Annotated in this window: 23 protein-coding genes and 1 pseudogene; 19 read left to right on the top strand and 5 right to left on the bottom strand. The window is 48.5% G+C overall.

Annotated elements, in window-relative coordinates:
- Positions 1 to 47 precede the first annotated feature (47 nt).
- The 3 genes and pseudogenes from DXD65_RS19580 to mobA all read right to left on the bottom strand — a co-directional run.
- A pseudogene (locus DXD65_RS19580) lies at positions 48 to 968 on the bottom strand (YWFCY domain-containing protein); the annotation flags it as partial.
- Between the two features lie 36 nt (positions 969 to 1,004).
- Positions 1,005 to 2,258 carry a conjugal transfer protein MobB gene (gene mobB / locus DXD65_RS19575; protein ID WP_032560423.1) on the bottom strand — a complete coding sequence of 418 codons (1,254 nt, stop codon included), beginning with the start codon at positions 2,256 to 2,258 and terminating at the stop codon, positions 1,005 to 1,007.
- A complete protein-coding gene (gene mobA / locus DXD65_RS19570) occupies positions 2,248 to 2,715 on the bottom strand; it encodes a conjugal transfer protein MobA (protein ID WP_032560424.1) in 468 nt (155 codons plus the stop codon). The genes mobB and mobA overlap by 11 nt, the downstream gene beginning before the upstream one ends.
- A 609-nt stretch (positions 2,716 to 3,324) precedes the next feature.
- Between mobA and DXD65_RS19565 the strand changes: the two genes are divergently transcribed.
- The 5 genes from DXD65_RS19565 (at position 3,325) to DXD65_RS19545 (ending at position 6,120) form a co-directional block, all read left to right on the top strand.
- The gene (locus DXD65_RS19565; protein WP_005644302.1) at positions 3,325 to 4,077 is read left to right on the top strand and encodes a ParA family protein; all 753 of its coding nucleotides are present in this window, start codon (positions 3,325 to 3,327) and stop codon (positions 4,075 to 4,077) included.
- 7 nt (positions 4,078 to 4,084) lie between these two features.
- Complete coding sequence (locus DXD65_RS19560; RefSeq protein WP_008777817.1) at positions 4,085 to 4,504, top strand: DUF3408 domain-containing protein; 420 nt, start codon at positions 4,085 to 4,087, stop codon at positions 4,502 to 4,504.
- Positions 4,505 to 4,506: 2 nt separating this feature from the next.
- Positions 4,507 to 5,295 (top strand): DUF4122 family protein, encoded by a 789-nt coding sequence (locus tag DXD65_RS19555; RefSeq protein WP_008777818.1) that lies wholly within the window; start codon positions 4,507 to 4,509, stop codon positions 5,293 to 5,295.
- Between the two features lie 2 nt (positions 5,296 to 5,297).
- Positions 5,298 to 5,564, top strand: coding sequence for a hypothetical protein (locus DXD65_RS19550; RefSeq protein ID WP_117589793.1), 267 nt, complete (start codon positions 5,298 to 5,300; stop codon positions 5,562 to 5,564).
- 229 nt (positions 5,565 to 5,793) lie between these two features.
- On the top strand, positions 5,794 to 6,120 hold the full coding sequence (locus tag DXD65_RS19545) for a hypothetical protein (RefSeq protein WP_008777820.1): 327 nt from the start codon (positions 5,794 to 5,796) through the stop codon (positions 6,118 to 6,120).
- Between the two features lie 116 nt (positions 6,121 to 6,236).
- Here the strand turns inward: DXD65_RS19545 and DXD65_RS19540 are convergent, their stop codons facing one another.
- Positions 6,237 to 6,740 (bottom strand): hypothetical protein, encoded by a 504-nt coding sequence (locus tag DXD65_RS19540; protein WP_008777821.1) that lies wholly within the window; start codon positions 6,738 to 6,740, stop codon positions 6,237 to 6,239.
- A gap of 253 nt (positions 6,741 to 6,993) precedes the next feature.
- Positions 6,994 to 7,509, bottom strand: a complete 516-nt coding sequence (locus DXD65_RS19535) for an SLOG family protein (RefSeq protein ID WP_117616062.1) — start codon at positions 7,507 to 7,509, stop codon at positions 6,994 to 6,996.
- A gap of 411 nt (positions 7,510 to 7,920) precedes the next feature.
- Between DXD65_RS19535 and DXD65_RS19530 the strand changes: the two genes are divergently transcribed.
- Genes DXD65_RS19530 through DXD65_RS19465 form a run of 14 tightly spaced genes read left to right on the top strand, consistent with a single transcriptional unit; the run spans position 7,921 to position 19,571 of the window.
- Positions 7,921 to 8,217, top strand: a complete 297-nt coding sequence (locus DXD65_RS19530) for a DUF4134 domain-containing protein (RefSeq protein ID WP_005644316.1) — start codon at positions 7,921 to 7,923, stop codon at positions 8,215 to 8,217.
- 1 nt (position 8,218) lies between these two features.
- Complete coding sequence (locus DXD65_RS19525) at positions 8,219 to 8,551, top strand: DUF4133 domain-containing protein (RefSeq protein ID WP_008777826.1); 333 nt, start codon at positions 8,219 to 8,221, stop codon at positions 8,549 to 8,551.
- The gene (locus DXD65_RS19520) at positions 8,548 to 11,067 is read left to right on the top strand and encodes a TraG family conjugative transposon ATPase (RefSeq protein ID WP_117589901.1); all 2,520 of its coding nucleotides are present in this window, start codon (positions 8,548 to 8,550) and stop codon (positions 11,065 to 11,067) included. Before DXD65_RS19525 ends, DXD65_RS19520 begins: the two co-directional genes overlap by 4 nt.
- Entirely contained in the window at positions 11,064 to 12,116 is a 1,053-nt protein-coding gene (locus DXD65_RS19515; protein ID WP_008777831.1) for a hypothetical protein, read from the top strand. Before DXD65_RS19520 ends, DXD65_RS19515 begins: the two co-directional genes overlap by 4 nt.
- A gap of 39 nt (positions 12,117 to 12,155) precedes the next feature.
- Complete coding sequence (locus DXD65_RS19510; protein WP_008777832.1) at positions 12,156 to 12,785, top strand: DUF4141 domain-containing protein; 630 nt, start codon at positions 12,156 to 12,158, stop codon at positions 12,783 to 12,785.
- Between the two features lie 19 nt (positions 12,786 to 12,804).
- Positions 12,805 to 13,809, top strand: a complete 1,005-nt coding sequence (gene traJ / locus DXD65_RS19505) for a conjugative transposon protein TraJ (RefSeq protein WP_008777833.1) — start codon at positions 12,805 to 12,807, stop codon at positions 13,807 to 13,809.
- 23 nt (positions 13,810 to 13,832) lie between these two features.
- Positions 13,833 to 14,456 (top strand): conjugative transposon protein TraK, encoded by a 624-nt coding sequence (gene traK, locus DXD65_RS19500; protein ID WP_008777834.1) that lies wholly within the window; start codon positions 13,833 to 13,835, stop codon positions 14,454 to 14,456.
- 12 nt (positions 14,457 to 14,468) lie between these two features.
- Positions 14,469 to 14,774, top strand: coding sequence for a TraL conjugative transposon family protein (locus DXD65_RS19495; RefSeq protein WP_005644331.1), 306 nt, complete (start codon positions 14,469 to 14,471; stop codon positions 14,772 to 14,774).
- Positions 14,767 to 16,035 carry a conjugative transposon protein TraM gene (gene traM, locus DXD65_RS19490; RefSeq protein WP_117616064.1) on the top strand — a complete coding sequence of 423 codons (1,269 nt, stop codon included), beginning with the start codon at positions 14,767 to 14,769 and terminating at the stop codon, positions 16,033 to 16,035. Before DXD65_RS19495 ends, traM begins: the two co-directional genes overlap by 8 nt.
- 23 nt (positions 16,036 to 16,058) lie before the next feature.
- Positions 16,059 to 17,042 (top strand): conjugative transposon protein TraN, encoded by a 984-nt coding sequence (gene traN, locus DXD65_RS19485; RefSeq protein WP_117589876.1) that lies wholly within the window; start codon positions 16,059 to 16,061, stop codon positions 17,040 to 17,042.
- Between the two features lie 2 nt (positions 17,043 to 17,044).
- Positions 17,045 to 17,617, top strand: a complete 573-nt coding sequence (locus tag DXD65_RS19480; protein WP_005644336.1) for a conjugal transfer protein TraO — start codon at positions 17,045 to 17,047, stop codon at positions 17,615 to 17,617.
- Between the two features lie 12 nt (positions 17,618 to 17,629).
- Positions 17,630 to 18,496, top strand: a complete 867-nt coding sequence (locus DXD65_RS19475) for a toprim domain-containing protein (protein WP_117589877.1) — start codon at positions 17,630 to 17,632, stop codon at positions 18,494 to 18,496.
- A gap of 39 nt (positions 18,497 to 18,535) precedes the next feature.
- Positions 18,536 to 19,042 (top strand): DUF3872 domain-containing protein, encoded by a 507-nt coding sequence (locus tag DXD65_RS19470; RefSeq protein ID WP_005644341.1) that lies wholly within the window; start codon positions 18,536 to 18,538, stop codon positions 19,040 to 19,042.
- A 13-nt stretch (positions 19,043 to 19,055) separates the two neighbouring features.
- Positions 19,056 to 19,571, top strand: a complete 516-nt coding sequence (locus tag DXD65_RS19465; protein WP_008779475.1) for a glycoside hydrolase family protein — start codon at positions 19,056 to 19,058, stop codon at positions 19,569 to 19,571.
- The last annotated feature ends 45 nt before the right edge of the window (positions 19,572 to 19,616 follow it).

The following is a 19,616-nucleotide window of genomic DNA, read 5'->3' as shown; positions in this document are numbered from 1 at the left end:
CAACTAATATCACTGTTTAACAATCAATTACGCGACTTTACAGGTCACACCCAGGTCTTGTTCAAATTGAGCATAATCGTGTAGGCAGATTCGTAGGCATCCGAGATGTCCGCCATGAATTTCGGGTTGATGGGATTGCACCTGTGCGAACGTCGCGGATCATCGAAATTGATGACATAAAATTCCGGCTTCACTTTGTAATTCTGAGTGTGTTTAAGTAGATGGTTATAAGCAATTTCGGACAAATCTGGAAACTTATAATCGTAAATATACATGGCGAAGGATTTTTCAATCTGCTGTTTTATGTAGTTGTTTACCACTGCGTAGCTCTTACCCGAGCCGGGAGTTCCAAGCACGATGGACGCACGAAAAACATTTACAACATTAATCCATCCGTTCCATTCCCTGCCTTGATAGACGAACTTTGTCGGCAGGTTGACGGAATACTCGTTCTCCATGAGCCGTGTCTCCTGCATGAAACTCTCGTTGGCGGTATTGAATACATCTTCCATGAGGTTGTGTTTCAGCATCCGGCTTATCCACACGCCGGACATCAACAACAGGATATACCCGGCTGTAAGTGTTGCCGTGTACAAGGTGGCATTGACCATCGGACTGAACGGCAGGTCGAGCATCCACCAGTTCATGAAAAACAGCACCAATCCGGCAAGGAAAGAGGCATATATTTTCTGCCATGTCATCTTCTGATTCTTTACGCCTTTTGTTCCCAAACACGAGAGGGCAAGGAATATGACGGCAAATACTTTTGTGATGAGCAGGTTGCTGAAAAGCCCCGCTGTCCTCTGGAAATTCAGGAGTATCCTGTCGACTACCCCGATATTGATACCCATATCCACGAATGAACGGTAGCAGTACCAATAGACGTGGATGACAATAAACACGATGGATATGGCACGCATGAACTCCATGACCTTGGCCAGTCCCCTCAAATCATCTTCTTGTTGCATAATGAATATAGTTTTAATGGTTTATAAAATCTGTAATCAGGATATTCCGCGGGAACGGCGTTTCTTTTTCTTCTTGCGTTGCAGCCTGCGGGCAAGCGCCTCTTCCTGCGGGTCGGGACCGTTGGCGTCAATGCCGAAGATTCCGAAAGCCTGTTCGATGGAGCTTTCCATTTCGGAGGAGAAAACGCCTTGCCGATTAAGAGCAGGCATTGGCATATCCAAGTCAGGCATATTGGTCGGACTGTTAAACAGCCGCTCAAAAGCGTTTGCCGAAAACTCTTTTCCAAGTCGGGAACCGTTATATACCTCACGGTTCTTATGGTCGATGAAAGTTGCGCCATAGATACGTCCTTCATCATTTTCACGGAATACCACATCAATACCTTTCCCGGCGAGCAAACGGGTGAACTCCTCCTTGTTTCCACGGCATCCGTGCATGGCAAGCGCCACTTCGTTCCGTATCTTCGGTTGCCATTTCTTGTTCTTGTATTCACGGGCGTTGTACCCGATACGCTTTTCCAATCCCTCGTAGCCGTAGCGTTTTTCGATAAGAGAAGATTTGACGGGCGTACATATCGGCTTGCCACTATCATCGGTCATCGTATAGACAATTCCATTATAGGGTGTTCCTTCAAATTCGCCTTTTACTTGTTTCGCCTCGATATTGAAACAGGAGAGCAAGGCGCTGTACTCGCCGAAAGACTGGAAACGATAAGTGGAGAATACACTCTTGACGATATTGGAAACCTGCCGCTTCACATCACCATTTTGGTAGTCAGCCTTTTTCAGATACGGCTCCAATAGTTCCTTGCGCTTGTCATCCACCTGTTTCAACCCGAATTTCTTTTCCAGTTCCCGGCAGGCTTTCATCGAGCGGTTCCACTCGTAGGCGTCGTCTATCTTTTCACCTTTTTCGTTCACGCAGGTGGAAACGATATGGATATGCCTCCGGTCTATGTCCTCGTGCATATATACAATGTAAGGCTGGTTGCCATAGCCCATTCGCTGCATATACTCCCTGGCCAGTTCCGTGAATTGCAAATCCGTGAGCCGGTCGTCCAAAGAAGGGTTCAACGATATATGCAGGACTGGCTTTTCTGTATTCTTGTTGGCAAGCAGGTAGTTGTCAAACGCCCACAGGGTCTGTTGCATGACACGCTCCGTGTTCCCCGACACATTGGCAATCATGCGGTTCCCGTAAATGATGCGGGCTGTATTGTCGTTCACTTTCTGCAGGTTGTAGATGATTGCACCGTAGAGCGAAGCACCTCTGTTGATTTTAGCCACCATTTTCCTCCTCCTTCCGTTGTTTTATCAGATAGTTTTCTTCAAACTCACGGGTCAGCATGATAATCCGCTTGCTCAGCAACACTAAGTCTATTGTTGCTTTTTCCAGATTACGGAGCAGGACGAAAGCCCGTTTCTCCCCGAAATTTGTCTTTACGGCTTTCACCGTCTGGTTGTAGTTGTTGCCGATACTCTGGAATTGGTGGTAGAAATTGGTCAGGCGGATATAATAATCCATCGTCGCCTTGTCTATTCTCACCACCTTGATTTCCTTGCCGAAAATCATTGTCTTGATAAACTTGGAGCGTTCTTTCAATCCTGATTTTTGGAATTGAATATCAAAACGTCCGTTCTCTTCCGAGTTCAACCGTACCACATAACGATGCACGGCAGGGTCGGATTTTGGTTTCCTGCCTGCGCTTTTTCTTGAGTTTTTCTTCTTGTTTTCTTCCATACGCATTGATATTTTCAGTTTCTAATCTTCCGGCCCCGGATTCACGACTTTGGAGTGAATCCTCCCCGAGCCGTCAGGCGAGTGGCAAGTTGTTTTGAGTGCCCGAATTTATTTCGGGTGCCTCAAAACACAACTTGCTATGTTCGCTTGAACATGAATTTTCCTTCGTCAAATTAAGTTTTGACCTTCAGCCTCATTCTTCGGCTTCGGGAAACCTCCGCAGCGGTATCCGTTCCGTTGCCGGTGCAAAGTTATGGCGGTTTATCCTATTGTAAAATAGCGGGTTATATGTAACGTGATGACAAATGATGACACAGGTCGTCACCTCCCTTAAAACATAGTGCAGGTATGAAAAAATACCCTTTTATTTGCAGCGTGAACGGTAAAACAAACCAATAATCAAGTGGCTGTCCGTTGTATTGTCGGTTAGCGAAAACACTTGTTGCAACAGGTGGGCAGTGATTGTTTACTTGCTTTGTTGGGGCAGATAACTATCGGTTGGTCGGTTTGCCGGTTGGTGAGCACAAAGTAACCATATCACTAACAAACCTTGTCACAAAGCAAACAACAGACAAGTAAAACAATAGTGTAATAAACCATTAAAAAAGTTCAGTTATGAAGAAGAATCCGTTATTCGTTGCGGTCAGCAACCAGAAAGGTGGGGTCGGCAAAAGTACAATGTTGGTAACACTTGCCAGTCTCCTGAATTATTCGATGGGCAAGAATGTGGCTATCGTTGATTGTGACGCCACCCAGCGCAGCCTGTTCAATCTGAGGGAACGGGACATGGAGATGGTGGAGATAAACAAGAAGTACATGGTGTTGCTGGAGGAACAGAGGCTCAGGGGATGCAGGATTTATCCTATCAGGCAGGCAAAGCCGGAGAATGCACGCCAGGTGGCCGGAGAGTTGGCGGCAAAAGCAGATTTTGATATCGTTTTCATAGATTTGCCGGGGTCTATGGACATATCCGGCGTTTTGCAGACCATTTTCAATGTGGATTATGTATTGACCCCCATTGCCGCTGACAATTTCGTTATGGACAGCAGTTTTGTCTTTGCCAAAAGTGTTATGAAATGTGCGGAAAACCGGAAGAACATTCCCTTGAAAGACGTGTTCCTGTTCTGGACCAAGGTAAAGAAAAGAAGCAATACCGAAGTGCTTGACAATTATATGGCACTGATGAAGAAACAGGGGTTGAAAATTCTGGATTCAATGATTCCCGATCTCTGTCGCTATGACAAGGAACTCTCATCGCGGACACGTACCTATTTCCGCTGCTCGCTCCTTCCACCGCCGGCAGGACAGCTTAAAGGCAGCGGATTGCAGGAATTGGCAAACGAACTGATTGTAAAATTTAACCTGTAATTGAGATATGGCAAAGAAAATTGTAAAAGTGAATGAAGAAAAAATCAGGGGGTATATGGTCGGTGACATTCCTGATGCCATCGAGAACGAGGATATCATAGTGGTTGAGGTTCCGGAAGAGGAAAACAATGAAAGGCAGGATACGGAAAAAGGAACTGCCCGGAAAAATCCCAAACCTTGCAATATGCCCGAATGTGACAGTAACTTTCGTCAGAAGTATCTGGTGAATACCCCCATGCCAGGACGCATCCAGGTGTACCTGAACCGCAAGCTGTACGACGAGATAAAGAATTATCTCCATGTGATAGCTCCCGAAGTAAGTATTGCGAGCTATATCAGTAACATCATCGCTGAGCATATAGAACTCAACATCGAGGAAATCACCCGAATGTATAAAGACCGTTTTTCACCCCCTAAAATTCAATAGTCATGGAAACAACATTAATTTATTTTTCAGTAAAAGCCATGTCGGCAACCTACATATTATATAAGGTATGGATGTTCATTTTCAGTCCGAGAGTTTATAATTTTTGGGATAGTCAGCTTCGTCATATGCGTATTGCACGTATCCGGTTATGGAAATCACGCAAAAAGCGGATGGCGGAAAAAGCAAGGAAAGCCCGGTATAGGGCAAGACTGGACAAGGCTGAAGCGTGGATTGCACAAGCGGAGAAGGATATCCTTAAAGTCGGGCATGAAGAGAAAACCGAAACGCAGCCGAATCCACTGGACGAGTACAATGAAGTAATCGGAAAGACAAAAATAGTCTATCTTGAAGACCCGGACATGGCGAGAAAAACTCCCACACGTTCTGAACCTATGAAGAAAGAGCCTATAGAGGAAGATGAGGATATAGATCCGGATGATGTGATAGATGGTTTCTCTTCACAAAAGGGACTGACAGAATCGGAAAAACGGGAACTTATGTCAAATGACGGGTGTGTTCCTGACCCGGATTTTTCAAGGGCACTGACTTTTGAAGAATTGAACAATGTCGCTGATGTACTTATTTTGGGGACGGATGACAGAAAGAAAATCCGAAATGCAGCCGAAACCCTGTACCAACTTCAGGATACAGACCTGTTCAGGTTCTTTGCAACCGAATTGAGTACTCAAAGCCAATTGGAAAAACTGCTTAAGGAAAATATGCCAAATGGAAAAGAGGCGCCAAAACAATCTTTGGAACAGATTAGAATTGATTGGAATAAATACATGTAAATATGGAATCGAATGTGAAAAACAAAAAACAACAAGCAATGCCGAAGTCAGAAGCAGAATCTTTTGGCATAAAAAGAAATCCTGCAATTCGTGCCCCACGCATCTATCTATCTGAAGAAGAAATCATCAGAATTATGCGGAAAGAAACCGCTATTAAAAAGAAGATAGGAAATCTTATTGATAGTATGCTTTGTGATGACTCACAAATTTCAGAAATGGATAATACAAAAAATGAGACAGGGGCATTCGATATAAATGAATTTGTTTAATTGCTTCTTTGTTGTCATATTTTTCAGAAGGCATGTCGATGTGATATCGGTGTGCCTTTTCCTGTTTTTGGAAATTTATATATATCCCAACTGTCTCTTTTTATTTCCATCGTCATATTAAATTTCTGCCAATATTGGCACTTATATATTATGGACTATAAGGTAATGCTGACAAACAAGTATTTAAGAGAAATCAATGCAAAATTCTATCTTTGCAAAAAAATGAACGATGGCAGTGACAAAAGCGATATTAGAAAAATGGCTGGTGGCGCAGAAGCGTCACCGCCTTTCAGACAGGCAGGTGCAGATGGCCCGTGAATTGGGTCTGAATCCCGACAAGCTCGGCAAGATAGACAACCACAGGCAAGAGGTCTGGAAAGCTCCGCTTCCACAGTTTATCGAAAGTATCTATTTCAAGCGGTTCAAACGTGAGGAACCGGAAACGGTCAAGCCTCTGAAACAGATCATGGCGGAAATGGAGGCTAAGAAAAAGCTGCAAAAAGAGAAAAAGAAGGAGCGTAAGATGCAGCAGGAAACGGGTTCTGATATAATTTAAAATTCTGTTTATATCAAAAGCCATTTTTATTATCTTCCATTGAATAAAAATGGCTTTTGGTATGGGGAATGAAGCGGGAGCATTAATGCACAAGTGCCGGTATAAAGTTTTTCTTATTACCCATGTATGGCATCCATTACAAAACCGTTCATCTTTTCCGGACTGAAGTTCTCATAAAGAAGCAGGTCGCAAATCGCACTTCCGTTCATGTCATCTTTCTGAAAGTCCGCCACAAATGCGCAGACCGGTTCATCCTTACAACCGGGAGTCTGATAATACAACCGGATATTTTTTCCTATATATAATCCGATATCAAGCTTTAACTGCCGCATTGACAACGCCAGCCGTCCGGACGGTTCACTGTCAGGCAACTCTACTACAACAGGAAGAACCGGCAGACAAGTGCCGTCCTTCTCTTTTTTACAGAGCAGTATATCGGGATGTCCGGAGTCATCCCCACCTGAATGCCACATGTCCCGGAACACCATTGTCCCGTTGGTCTTTTTCCATCCGAGATATCTCAGGCAATACCCTACATCCCGCAGATAATCTCCTTTTATCGCTCCCGGTCTAAGACAAGGTGACAAATCCTCCACAATTTCAGGCCAGTTTTCATTCATGGTTCATAGTTTTTTTCAATATTATTATTCAAGATACGGGCTGTACACATCATCAGGAGCCGCTTCCGGATATCGGATACTGCCTCGCGATACATAAAGCCGGGCTACCGGATTGATTCATAAAGACAAAGATACCGGTTTTGTCCGGACATTCAAGTTATAGTTTCTTAATATATCCTGTTTGTCCATTCCGGCTTGTTCCCGGTTCATGTGGATTTGCATAAGTTATGTAAATGTCACAACCCGGTTCCCACTATCTCAGCCTTTCGTGGATGTTGATGACCGGCTTGCCGCATTCCAACGCCTTGCTTACCGTGTAGAATGTTCCCCCTTTCGGTACGAGGTCCCAATAGGCAACGATAACATCCGCCTTACGTACCATGTATTCATCCCTGCGCAGGTAACAGCCCTTGTGGTAATTCTCGGAAACCATGACCACCTGGTCCATCCTTTCCAACAGACGGGCATACAACAGCCGGTCTTCCGCTTCAAACCACAAGGGCTGTTTCCGAAAAGGTACTGCCGCTATGAGCTTGATACCTTCGTATCTCTCCCTGACCTGCAAGACCGCCTCCGCAGCAGTCATATCAAATCCGCTGGCCATCCCGGTGTAGTATTCCTTGTATCCCTGCCCGTACAGTTCTGTTACCATTCCAGCCACAGCTTCCCTGATTTGTGCAAGTATCCGGGGATCGTTTCCGAACCCTTGCAGAATACGTTCCTTACGGTGTCCCGTGAAAGCCACTGTCTGATTGTTTCTTGTTTCCATGTTATCTTCTGTTTTTTGTTTTACATATATCCATTCAAACCGAACGGTATTTTATTTCCTGAAGGCTTTTCCGCCCCGGTCCGGAATCCCGCAAGGCTTGCCGTGAAAAAATACCGCAAGCGCAGCGAGGATGATTATTTCACGGCAACCAGCCCGCAGGGCCGCCTTGCCGGGCTTCTCAGGACACGGGGCTACCTTTGCCGGAAGAAATGAAATGCCGCTTTCTCCTTATCCTGTTTTTACTGTTTCATATTGCCGGGAAAACCCTTTTTGAATGGTTGAAAATTCCCTGCCGATGTAACGTGATGTCATACGGTGTCACATATCGTACAGTTTGTAAATCAATAAATTAAGCACTATATATTCGCAGTCGAAATCATTTTTTGTCTCACTAATTAAAAGTTTCGACACATGAAAAAAAGATTCTTTTTGGCAGCCATGACGCTGCTGGTTTCAATGGGGGCATTTGCCCAGGGCAACGGTATCGGTGGAATTACGGAAGCTACCAATATGGTCACTTCGTATTTCGATCCCGGCACCAAGCTGATTTACGCCATCGGTGCCGTTATCGGCCTTATCGGAGGCGTGAAGGTCTATTCCAAGTTCTCGTCAGGCGACCCGGATACCTCAAAGACTGCCGCCAGCTGGTTCGGTGCGTGTATCTTCCTGATTGTCGCCGCCACCATCTTACGCTCATTCTTCCTGTAATATGGCGGAATTCAATGTCAACAAGGGGATTGGGCGCAGCCCGGAGTTCAAGGGACTCAAGAGCCAGTACCTGTTCATCTTTGCGGGAGGATTGCTCGCGTTGTTCGTAATCTTCGTCGTCATGTACATGGCAGGTATCGACCAGTGGGTCTGCATCGGTTTCGGGGTCGTTTCCGCATCGGTGCTGGTCTGGGTCACTTTCAGGATGAATTCGAAATACGGTGAATGGGGCCTTATGAAACTCCATGCGCTGCGCAGCCATCCCCGCTACATCATCAGCCGGAGAAAGTTCCTCCGGTTGTTTTCTCCAACCATTAAAAACAGAAAAGCATGAAAAACGTAATGAAAACAGCCACGCTGGAAAGCAAGTTCCCACTGTTGTCCGTGGAGAACGGCTGCATCATCAGCAAGGATGCGGACATCACCGTAGCATACCGGGTGGAACTGCCGGAACTGTTCACGCTGACACGTGCCGAGTACGAGTCCATGCACTCCACCTGGGCAAAAGCGGTAAAGGTCTTGCCGAACTACAGCATCGTACACAAGCAGGACTTCTTCATCGAAGAGGGATATAAACCGGATATTTGCAAGGAAGACCTGAGCTTTCTGAGCCGCAGTTTCGAACGCCATTTCAACGAGCGGCCGTATTTGCAGCATACCTGTTACCTGTTCCTTACGAAAACCACGAAGGAGCACAGCCGGACAACCAGCAGTTTCAATGCACTTACAAGGGGATTCATTATCCCCAAGGAAATGCAGGACAAGGAAACCGTCACCCGGTTCATGGAGTGTTGCGGACAATTCGAACGCATCGTGAACGACAGCGGCCTGCTACGTATCATCCGCCTGACGGATGAGGAAATCATCGGGAGCAAAAATTCCGCCGGCATCATCGAGAAGTATTTTTCCATGTCGCAGGAAGATGCTACCTGCTTGCAGGATCTGTCACTCGGTGCCGGGGAAATGAAGGTGGGCGACAACTACCTGTGCCTTCATACGCTTTCCGATCCGGAAGACCTGCCGTCGAACGTGTCAACCGACTGCCGGTATGAAAGGCTCTCGACAGACCGGAGCGACTGTCGGCTGTCCTTTGCCGCACCGATAGGCATTCTGCTTACCTGCAACCATGTGGTGAACCAGTACCTCTTCATTGATGATTCGGCGGAAATTCTCAGGAAATTCGAGCAGACTGCACGGAACATGCATTCGCTTTCCCGTTACAGCCGTTCCAACCAGATCAACCGCGAATGGATTGAAGAGTACCTGAACGAGGCGCACAGCAAGGGGCTGACCTCCATCCGCGCACACTGCAATGTCATGGCCTGGAGCGATGACCGGGAAAAGTTGAAGCGCATCAAGAACGATGTAGGTAGCCAGCTGGCGTTGATGGAAGCGAAACCGCGTCACAACACGGTGGATGTGCCGACTCTGTTCTGGGCGGCAATACCCGGCAATGCCGGAGATTTCCCGTCCGAGGAGAGTTTCCACACCTTTATTGAGCAGGCCCTATGCCTGTTCATCGGGGAAACCTCCTATAAGGATTCGCTCTCTCCGTTCGGCATCCGTATGGTGGACCGCCTGACCGGAAAGCCGGTCCATCTGGACATTTCCGACCTGCCGATGAAGAACGGCACCATCACGAACAGGAACAAATTTATCCTCGGCCCGTCCGGCTCGGGCAAGTCCTTCTTTACCAACCATATGGTGAGGCAATATTACGAGCAAGGGACACACGTGCTATTGGTGGATACGGGCAACTCCTACCAGGGGCTGTGCAACCTGATCCACGCGAGGACACACGGCGAGGACGGGATTTATTTCACCTACGAGGAGGATAATCCCATCGCCTTCAATCCTTTCTATGTGGAAGACGGAATTTTCGACATCGAGAAGAAAGAGTCCATCAAGACGCTTATCCTTACCCTGTGGAAGCGTGACGACGAGCCGCCGACACGTGCCGAGGAGGTGGCACTATCTAATGCGGTCAATCTTTTTCTGGAGAAAATCCGCAGGGACAGCAGCATAAAACCCTCCTTCGATACCTTCTATGAGTTTATCCGTGACGAGTATCAGGATATCCTGAAAGAGAAGCGAACCCGTGAGAAGGATTTTGACGTGTGGGGATTCCTGAATGTGCTGGAACCTTATTACAAGGGTGGCGAGTATGACTTCCTGTTGAATTCCGACAGACAGCTTGATTTGCTTGGCAAACGGTTTATTGTCTTCGAGCTGGACAATATCCGTGACAACAAGGTGCTACTTCCGATTGTCACCATCATCATCATGGAGACTTTTATCAGCAAGATGCGCAAGTTGAAAGGTATCCGGAAAATAATCCTTATCGAAGAGTGCTGGAAGGCATTGGCATCCGCCAATATGAGCAACTATATCCGCTACCTTTTCAAGACCGTCCGAAAGTTTTTCGGCGAGGCCGTGGTCGTGACCCAGGAAGTAGAGGACATCATTTCTTCTCCGATTGTCAAGGGCACCATCATTAATAATAGTGACTGTAAGATTCTCCTTGACCAGCGCAAGTATATGAACAAGTTCGATGAGATCCAGACCTTGCTCGGTCTGACCGACAAGGAGCGGGCGCAGATACTTTCCATCAACATGGCAAACAATCCTTCCCGAAAGTACAAGGAAGTGTGGATTGGTCTCGGAGGCTCACAGTCAGCAGTCTATGCTACGGAGGTTTCACTTGAGGAGTACGTCTGCTACACCACAGAAGAGACCGAAAAACTTGAGCTGATGCGGCTTACGGAGAAACTCGGAGGCAATATAGAGCTTGCCATCAGGCAGTTGGCCGATAGCAAGCGAAGCCAGGTGAAAGGGATTGGAATCACATGAAAACCGAAAAACAATCACGAATCATGGAAATGAAAGAATGGATAAAAGAACAGCAGCGCCGCTATCTGGACGAGCCGCGCCTCAAGGAGTTGACGGAAGTGATGAAACAGACAAGGGTACTTGTCCGGAAAAAGGAGTACCGGAAGCTGTCGGAACTGGTCAGGCGGTACAGGAAGTCGGAGGATGTGATTACCCAAGTCTCCTGCCTGTTGTCAGCCTCGTACCTGTTCCCGACACCGGAAAAAACGGCGGAAACGGACAGGTCGGAACTGATGGAGGCATTGAAAGATACTTATTTCATGGAGAAGAACGGTTCCCGGCTTATGGATATCAGACCTGAAGAAGCCGTCCCTGTCCACCGAATGCTTGCCATGTACACATTCATGCAGGATGTTTACTCGAAGGAAAATCCGGAAAGCAAGCAGGAACGTCCGTCACCGCAAGAAGTGCGGTCATCTGTCCGGATTCTGGACTTCCATCGGAAAGAGAGCGACATGTGGGAACTCTGCAACCTGGCCGTGCATCTTATGCCACCTTCACGGTATGTGGCACTCAGGTACGGGCTTGCGGATGATTATGACAGGCTTGACAGGCTGAACCGTTCCGGGCCGGAACCAGCATATGATGAGGGGGTGATATTGGAAAGCCGTCTGTGCAGGAATGCGGAAAAGGCTGCGGAAAGCATCAAGGATGTCCGTCTGCCGGATTTCTATTTGGAAAGACTGGATGGAGAACTGGAGATTTTGGGACGGATTGCGGCCTCACCGGATGTGGTTCACGACATCCTGCAAATCAGTCCTGATTTTCTCGCCAAGTACGGCATAGACAAGAACGTTTCCGCGACGGAACGCTCGTGTCAGGCAGAGAAAGCCTACCGGGAGCTGGATGCCCGTTTCGTCAGAATGACCGGACGCAGGCCGTATGCAGACGAACTCTTCGCCTCCATCAGACGCAAGAGGGAGAATTCCGGAATAGAGAACCGACCGAGACAGGCGCAACGGACCATCCTCCGGAACCCGCCGTCCAAAGGGCGGAAAATGGGAATCTGACTTTTAACAGAATTATTCACAATTAAAAATAGAAACATCATGAAAAAGAAAATTCTTATGCTGTGCATGGGCTGCTTCCTTGTCAGCCTCACAGCGAAAGCCCAATGGGTAGTGAGCGACCCGGGCAATCTGGCGCAGGGAATCATCAATGCTGCCAAGAACATCGTTCACACATCCTCCACTGCCACCAATATGGCGAATAGTTTTCAGGAAACCGTGAAAATCTACCAGCAGGGCAAGGAGTATTACGACGGGCTTCGCAAGGTCAAGAACCTTGTCCGTGATGCCCGCAAAGTCCAGCAGACCATCCTGATGGTGGGCGATATCACGGACATCTATGTCACCAGCTTCGAGCGTATGCTCAGCGACCCGTATTTTACGCCGGAAGAACTGAGCGCGATTGCTTTGGGATACACCAAACTGCTGGAAGAAAGTGCCCATTTGCTGAACGATTTGAAGACGGTGGTCAACGAGAACGGGCTTTCCATGAACGACAAGGAAAGGATGGATATCATCGACCGCTGCTACAACGACATGTTGCAAAACCGCAGTCTGGTACAGTATTACACCAACAAGAACATCGGGGTGTCCTACCTGCGCGCCAAGAAACAGAACGACCTAGACCGCGTGATGGCACTCTACGGCTCACCGAACGAACGTTATTGGTAATTCCTAATCCGCTTTCATTATGTTATTGTTGGCTATAGATTTTGACAACCTGCATCAGATTTTACAGAATCTGTATGTGGAAATGATGCCGCTCTGCTCAAAGATGACCGGTGTGGCAAGAGGCCTTGCCGGTCTGGGAGCGCTTTTCTATGTGGCGTATCGTGTATGGCAGGCTCTGGCACGTGCCGAGCCTGTGGATGTCTTTCCGCTTTTGCGTCCGTTCGCTTTGGGGCTTTGTATCATGTTCTTTCCGACACTCGTTCTGGGTACGCTGAACAGCATCCTCTCGCCCGTCGTGAAAGGGACCCATACCATATTGGAGTCGCAGACCTTTGACATGAACGAGTACCGGGCACAGAAGGACAAGCTGGAGATTGAGGCGATGAAACGGAATCCCGAGACAGCCTATCTGGTCGACAAGGAGACTTTTGACAACAGGCTGGACGAGCTGGGTGCGTTTGACGCTATAGAAGCCTGCGGGATGTATGTGGACCGCGCGATGTACAACATGAAAAGGGCCGTACAGAATTTCTTCCGGGAACTGCTGGAACTTCTGTTCAATGCGGCGGCGCTGGTCATCGACACGCTGAGGACATTCTTCCTGATAGTCCTTTCGATACTCGGTCCGGTTTCTTTCGCCATCTCCTGCTGGGACGGTTTCCAAGCTTCTCTCAGCCAGTGGTTCGTCCGCTATATCAGCATCTACCTTTGGCTTCCTGTCAGCGACCTGTTCAGCAGTGTGCTGGCGAGAATCCAGGTGCTGATGCTACAGAGGGATATCGAGCGGCTTTCCGATCCGGATTTCATCCCCGACAGTTCAAACGCGGTTTACATCACTTTCCTCATTATCGGCATCATCGGGTATTTCACCATACCGACCGTATCAAACTGGATTGTGCAGGCCGGAGGCGGTGCAGGCAACTACCTCAAGAATGTGAACCAAAGGGCATCCCAGGCCGGTTCCCTGGTGGCTGGTACGGCAGGAGCAGCGGTGGGAAACATTGCCGGAAGGCTTATCAAATAATAACAGTATAAAACATTTACAGAATGGAATTCAAATCATTGAAGAATATCGAGACCAGCTTCCGACAGCTGCGTCTGTTCGGGATTGTCTATCTGTGTGTATGCACGCTACTTGTGTTTTTTTCCGTATGGAAGGCTTACACTTTTGCGGAAGCGCAACGGGAGAAGATCTATGTTCTGGATGAAGGAAAGTCGTTGATGCTGGCCCTTTCACAGGACTTGGAGCAGAACCGTCCGGTGGAGGCAAGGGAGCATGTCAGGAGGTTCCATGAACTGTTCTTTACGTTATCCCCTGACAAGAGTGCGATTGAGGGTAATATCCAACGGGCCATGTTCCTCAGTGACCGTTCTGCCTATGCCCATTATGTGGATTTGGCAGAGCAGGGATATTACAACCGGATCATTTCGGGAAACATGAGCCAGCGGATTGGGATTGACAGTGTCAGGTGCGATTTCAATACCTATCCGTATGAGGTCGTGACCTATGCGAAACTCTCCATTATCAGGGAGAAGAGTGTGACCGAACGCAGCCTTGTCACACGTGGCAGGCTGCTGAACTCCACCCGCAGCGACAATAATCCGCACGGTTTCATCCTTGAAGCCTTCCGTGTGGTGGAGAACAGGGATATCAAAGTGTATGACCGTTAAAATTTTGAATGTATGAAACAAATGTTTGTAAGAATCAAGGAAACCGTTGCAGAAAAGCTTCGGGGTTTGTGTGCCGGGCTTTCTCCGGAAAAGAGAATGTTGACAGTCATCGTGCTGGCTGTCCTGTTTGCTCTCGGAAATTTCTATCTGATTTTCCGCGCCATCTATGACATCGGGCGGGAAGATGTACAGCGGGACATCATTGAGATAGCCCCGTTGGACATTCCGGATATCGTTCCTGCCGATACACTCCCGGATAAAAGGGTGCAGGAGATGGAAGAGTTTTTTAACCGATTCAATCAGAAAGAAAATGAGTAATGATATTAATAAATTAAAACAGAGGCTGGAAATCAGGAAATACCTGGTTTTTGCCGGGATGTTCCTTCTCTTCCTCGGTGCGATGTGGTTCATTTTCGCACCGTCCGAAGAGGACAAACAAAAGGAGGAGAAAAATGCGGGCTTCAACACCGAACTGCCTGACCCGAGAGGAGCCGACATAGAGGAAGACAAGATTGCCGCCTACGAGCAGGCTGACATAAAGCGCAAACAGGCGGAAAAAATGCGTACACTGGGAGACTTCTCAGGTGTTGCGGATGAAAACTCCGGAGCTGTCGTGGCATTGTCATCGGATGCGGATACCAAGGATGGCAGTCCACGTGCAAGTGACAGTAGGAATGAAGCCCGCTCTTCATCCGTCTCCGCCTACAATGACATCAACAGGACTCTCGGCAACTTTTACGAGTCACCGCAGGAAGACCCGGAAAAGGAGGCCTTGAAAGCCGAGGTGGAACAACTGAAGCAGACGGTTGCCGCACAGAATGCACAGCCGGGTTATGAGGAACAGGTGGCACTTTTGGAAAAGTCCTACGAGCTCGCAGCCAAATACATGCCGGGTAATGGCGGCAAAAGGATGGACAGCCGCCCGGAGGATGAAGAAGCCGGACGGGATGGAAACATGAAGGCCGTTCCCGTCGGGCTGGTCTCCACTCCCGTGGTTTCATCGTTGCCGCAACCGGTCCGGGATTCCGTGTCATTAACGGGAAGGACATTGGCGGAAAGATTCCATACCCCGATTGGTCACAGGAATGAAAAAGACGTGAGGAATACCATATGTGCCTGCATCCACGGGAACCAGACTGTAATCAGCGGTCAGGGTGTGAGGATGAGACTGCTGGAAGCGATGCGTGTAGGAAAGCATGTCCTTCCCAAAAACTCCTTGCTCATCGGAGAAGGGCGCATACAGGGAGAAAGGCTTCACGTCAACATCCTTCAGGTGGAATATGGCGGTACCATCATCCCCGTGAAACTTGCCGTGTATGACAATGACGGACAGGAAGGCATCTTCATTCCGGGATCCATGGAAGCAAACGCTGTCAAGGAGGTTGCCGCCAATCTGGGGCAGAATCTCGGCACGAGCATCTCCATCACCAACCAGTCGGCAGGCGACCAGCTACTTTCCGAACTCGGGAAGGGTGCCATACAGGGTGTTTCACAGTACATCTCCCGGAAGATGCGTGAAGAGAAGGTGCATCTCAAATCCGGTTACACCCTGATGCTTTATCAGAATGACAATCAATGACAACCCATTAAAATTCAATCAACATGAAAAAGTTATTTGTAATGCTTGCCCTTGCATGGGGCACCATGGGCGCCTTTGCCCAGACTGAAACCGACAGCGCAGCGGTAGTAAACAAAGGAATCACACCGGTCAAGGAAGTGTATCCCCAAAAAGAGGAAGACGGGGACCTCTATCACGGGCTGACCCGAAAACTCACTTTCGACCGGATGATACCGCCGTACGGTCTGGAAGTGACTTACGACAAGACCACGCATATCATCTTCCCGTCTTCGGTGCGTTATGTGGACCTCGGATCGCCGAACCTCATTGCAGGCAAGGCGGACGGTGCGGAAAATGTCATTCGTGTAAAGGCTACCGTAAAGAATTTCCGTGAGGAGACCAACATGTCCGTGATAACCGAAAGCGGAAGTTTCTATACATTCAATGTAAAGTATGCGGAAGAACCGTTGTTGCTGAACATCGAGATGAAGGATTTCATCCATGACGGAAGCGAAGTGAACCGTCCCAACAACGCCCTTGACATTTACCTGAAGGAACTCGGCAGCGAGTCTCCGAAACTGGTATATCTCATCTCGAAGTCCGTCCACAAGAACAACAAAGGGCACATCAAGCATATCGGGAGCAAGGCGTTCGGCATCCAGTACCTGCTGCGCGGTCTTTACACCCATAACGGGCTGCTGTACTTTCATACACAAATCAGGAACCGGTCCAACGTACCTTATGAAGTGGATTTCGTGACATTCAAGATTGTGGACAAGAAGGTGATGAAACGTACCGCCATCCAGGAACAGGTGATATTTCCTTTGCGTGCTTACGACTATGTAACAACTGTCGCAGGGAAAAAGGACGGGCGCACCGTCTTCGTCCTGGACAAATTCACCATTCCCTCGGACAAGGTGCTGGTGGTGGAAATGCATGAGAAAAGCGGTGGAAGGCACCAGACCTTCACCGTGGAAAGTGAAGATATCGTGAGAGCCAGAGTTATAAACGGACTTAAAGTAAAGTAGTCATGAAGAAGTATCTGTTCCTATTCGTTACAGCCGTGTCGCTTGCCCTGTTCCCGGGGCGGGCACATGCCCAGCGGTACCTGCCCGGGATGAAGGGCGTGGAACTGCGCGGAGGATTTGCGAACGGCTCGAAATCCCCCTTGAATCATTATGCCGGATTTGCCGTTTCAGGATATACCAAAAGAGCCGACCGTTGGGTCATAGGTACCGAGTATCTGATGAAGAATTACGGGTACCGGAACGTGAATGTGCCCTGCGCACAGTTCACGGCAGAAGGCGGCTATTACCTGAAATTCCTGTCGGACCCGACCAGGACGGTCTTTCTCTCCATCGGCGGTTCCGCACTGGCCGGCTATGAAACCGTGAATTGGGGAGACAGGATGCTGTATGACGGCTCAACGCTGCTCGCCAAGGATGCGTTTGTCTATGGCGGTGCGATAACCCTGGAACTTGAGACTTACCTGACAGACCGCATTGTCCTGCTTGCCAATATCCGGGAACGTGCCTTGTGGGGAAGTTCCCTGGATCTGTTTACAACCCAATTCGGATTGGGAATCAAATTCATTATCCATTAAAACTGTACATCTATGACTATAGAAGAGATAAAAGCTATCCCTATCGCCGCTTTTCTGGCAAGGATGGGATATGAACCGGCAAGAAGACGGGGTGACGAATACTGGTATCTGGCCCCGTACCGGGAGGAACGCACCGCCTCGTTCCAGGTGAATGTACGAAAGGAAATCTGGCATGACTTCGGCACCGGGCAGGGAGGTGACATATTCAATCTTGCCGGGGAGTTTATCGGCAGCGGGGATTTCAAGGCGCAGGCCAGGTTCATCACAGAGACATGGGGCGGCCTCGCCCCCGAGCACAAGACCGTTTCCCGCACTGATGGGAATAACAGGGAGGATCTCCTCAAGAAGGAGAGTTTCACGGATGTACGCTTCGGGCCTCTATACAACAGAGTCCTGCTCCGATATCTGGCGGAACGCGGCATTAGCAGCGATGTGGCTGTACCGAACTGTCGGGAAGTCAGATATACCTTGCACGGGAAACGGTATTTCGCCATCGGATTCAGGAATGTCAGCGATGGATACGAGTTGCGCAACCGGTTTTTCAAGGCCAGCCTGTCACCTAAGGACATTTCACTGATGGATAACGGTTCGGACACATGCAACCTCTTCGAGGGGTTTATCGACTGCCTTTCGTGGCTGGAACTCGGTCTGGGATATGGAGACGACTATCTTGTGTTGAACTCGGTGTCATCGCTGGAACGCTCGTTCCCTATTCTTGACAGGTACGAGAGGGTCAACTGTTATCTGGATCGGGATGAAGCCGGACGGCGCACGCTGGAGGCACTCCGCAAACGCTATGCGGATAAACTGGTGGATTGTTCCTCTTTGTATAAAGGCTACAAGGACCTGAATGAATACCTGCAACATAAGTTCCTGTAAGTGTCGAATAAAGTATAACGTATTAAAATCTGATAGAATATGAATGCAATGAATAAAAAAAGAGGATTGGCCGGAATGGTGGCAGTCCTGTTCCTGGGTCTGGCGGTTTTGCTGTTGTCCGCCTGTTCTGATGAAATGGAAGTACAGCAGTCTTATCCGTTCAAGGTGGAGAACATGCCTGTTCCCACACGTATAATAAAAGGCGAGACGGTGGAAATACGCTGTGAACTCAAACGTGAAGGACATTTTTCCGATGCCCGCTACACCATCCGCTATTTCCAGCCGGACGGCAAGGGTACGCTCCGCATGGATGACGGGATGGTGCTGCTGCCCAATGACCGCTATCCCCTTGACAGGGAGGTGTTCAGGTTATACTACACTTCTGAATGCGAAGATCAGCAGACAATTGACATCTATTTTGAGGACAACAGCGAACCGGCACAGCTTTACCAATTGACTTTTGACTTCAACAACGAGACGGAGGACGAGGATTCCGTCGTGACTGCGGATAGTAAGGAATTGCCGGTCACAATTGTCGGACACTAAGCCGGTCCTGCCTATGATGAAGTTAAAAGCAATATGGTTTGCGGTACTTTCCGCCACGGTCTTTTTTCCGGGTATGCCTTCAAGGGCGGAGAATCCGGTAAAGGCAAGTCCGGACAGGTTCAGTCTTGCGGTCGAGTGTGTCAAGCGATTCGAGGGCTGGCATGGAGAGAAAAAGCATTGGCCTTATGTCGGGTGGGGTCACAAGGTTCTTCCCGGGGAGAGGTTTACCAACAGCATCTCCAAAGCGCAGGGAGACTCCATTCTGAGGGAAGACCTCCGTAAGCTGTGCCGCATGTTCAGTTATCTGGGGCGTGATTCTTTATTGGCAGCAGTCCTTTCATATAATGTGGGACCCTACAGATTAAAAGGATATGGAAAAAGACCGAAAAGCCGTCTGTTAAAGAAGCTGGAGTCGGGAGACCGCAATATTTACAAGGAATATGTCTCTTTCAGGTGCTATAAAGGAAAAGTGGTTCCGAGCATCGAACGGAGAAGGAAGGTGGAATTCATGCTGCTTTTTGAAGAGTAAATGAAAAAGGGAGAATCTTTCAGTTGTTATCACTGTCAGGTTCTC

Source organism: Bacteroides sp. 4_1_36, assembly GCF_003466325.1.
GTDB classification, from domain to species: Bacteria; Bacteroidota; Bacteroidia; order Bacteroidales; family Bacteroidaceae; genus Bacteroides; species Bacteroides uniformis.
This window is presented reverse-complemented; position numbering and strand designations above follow the sequence as displayed.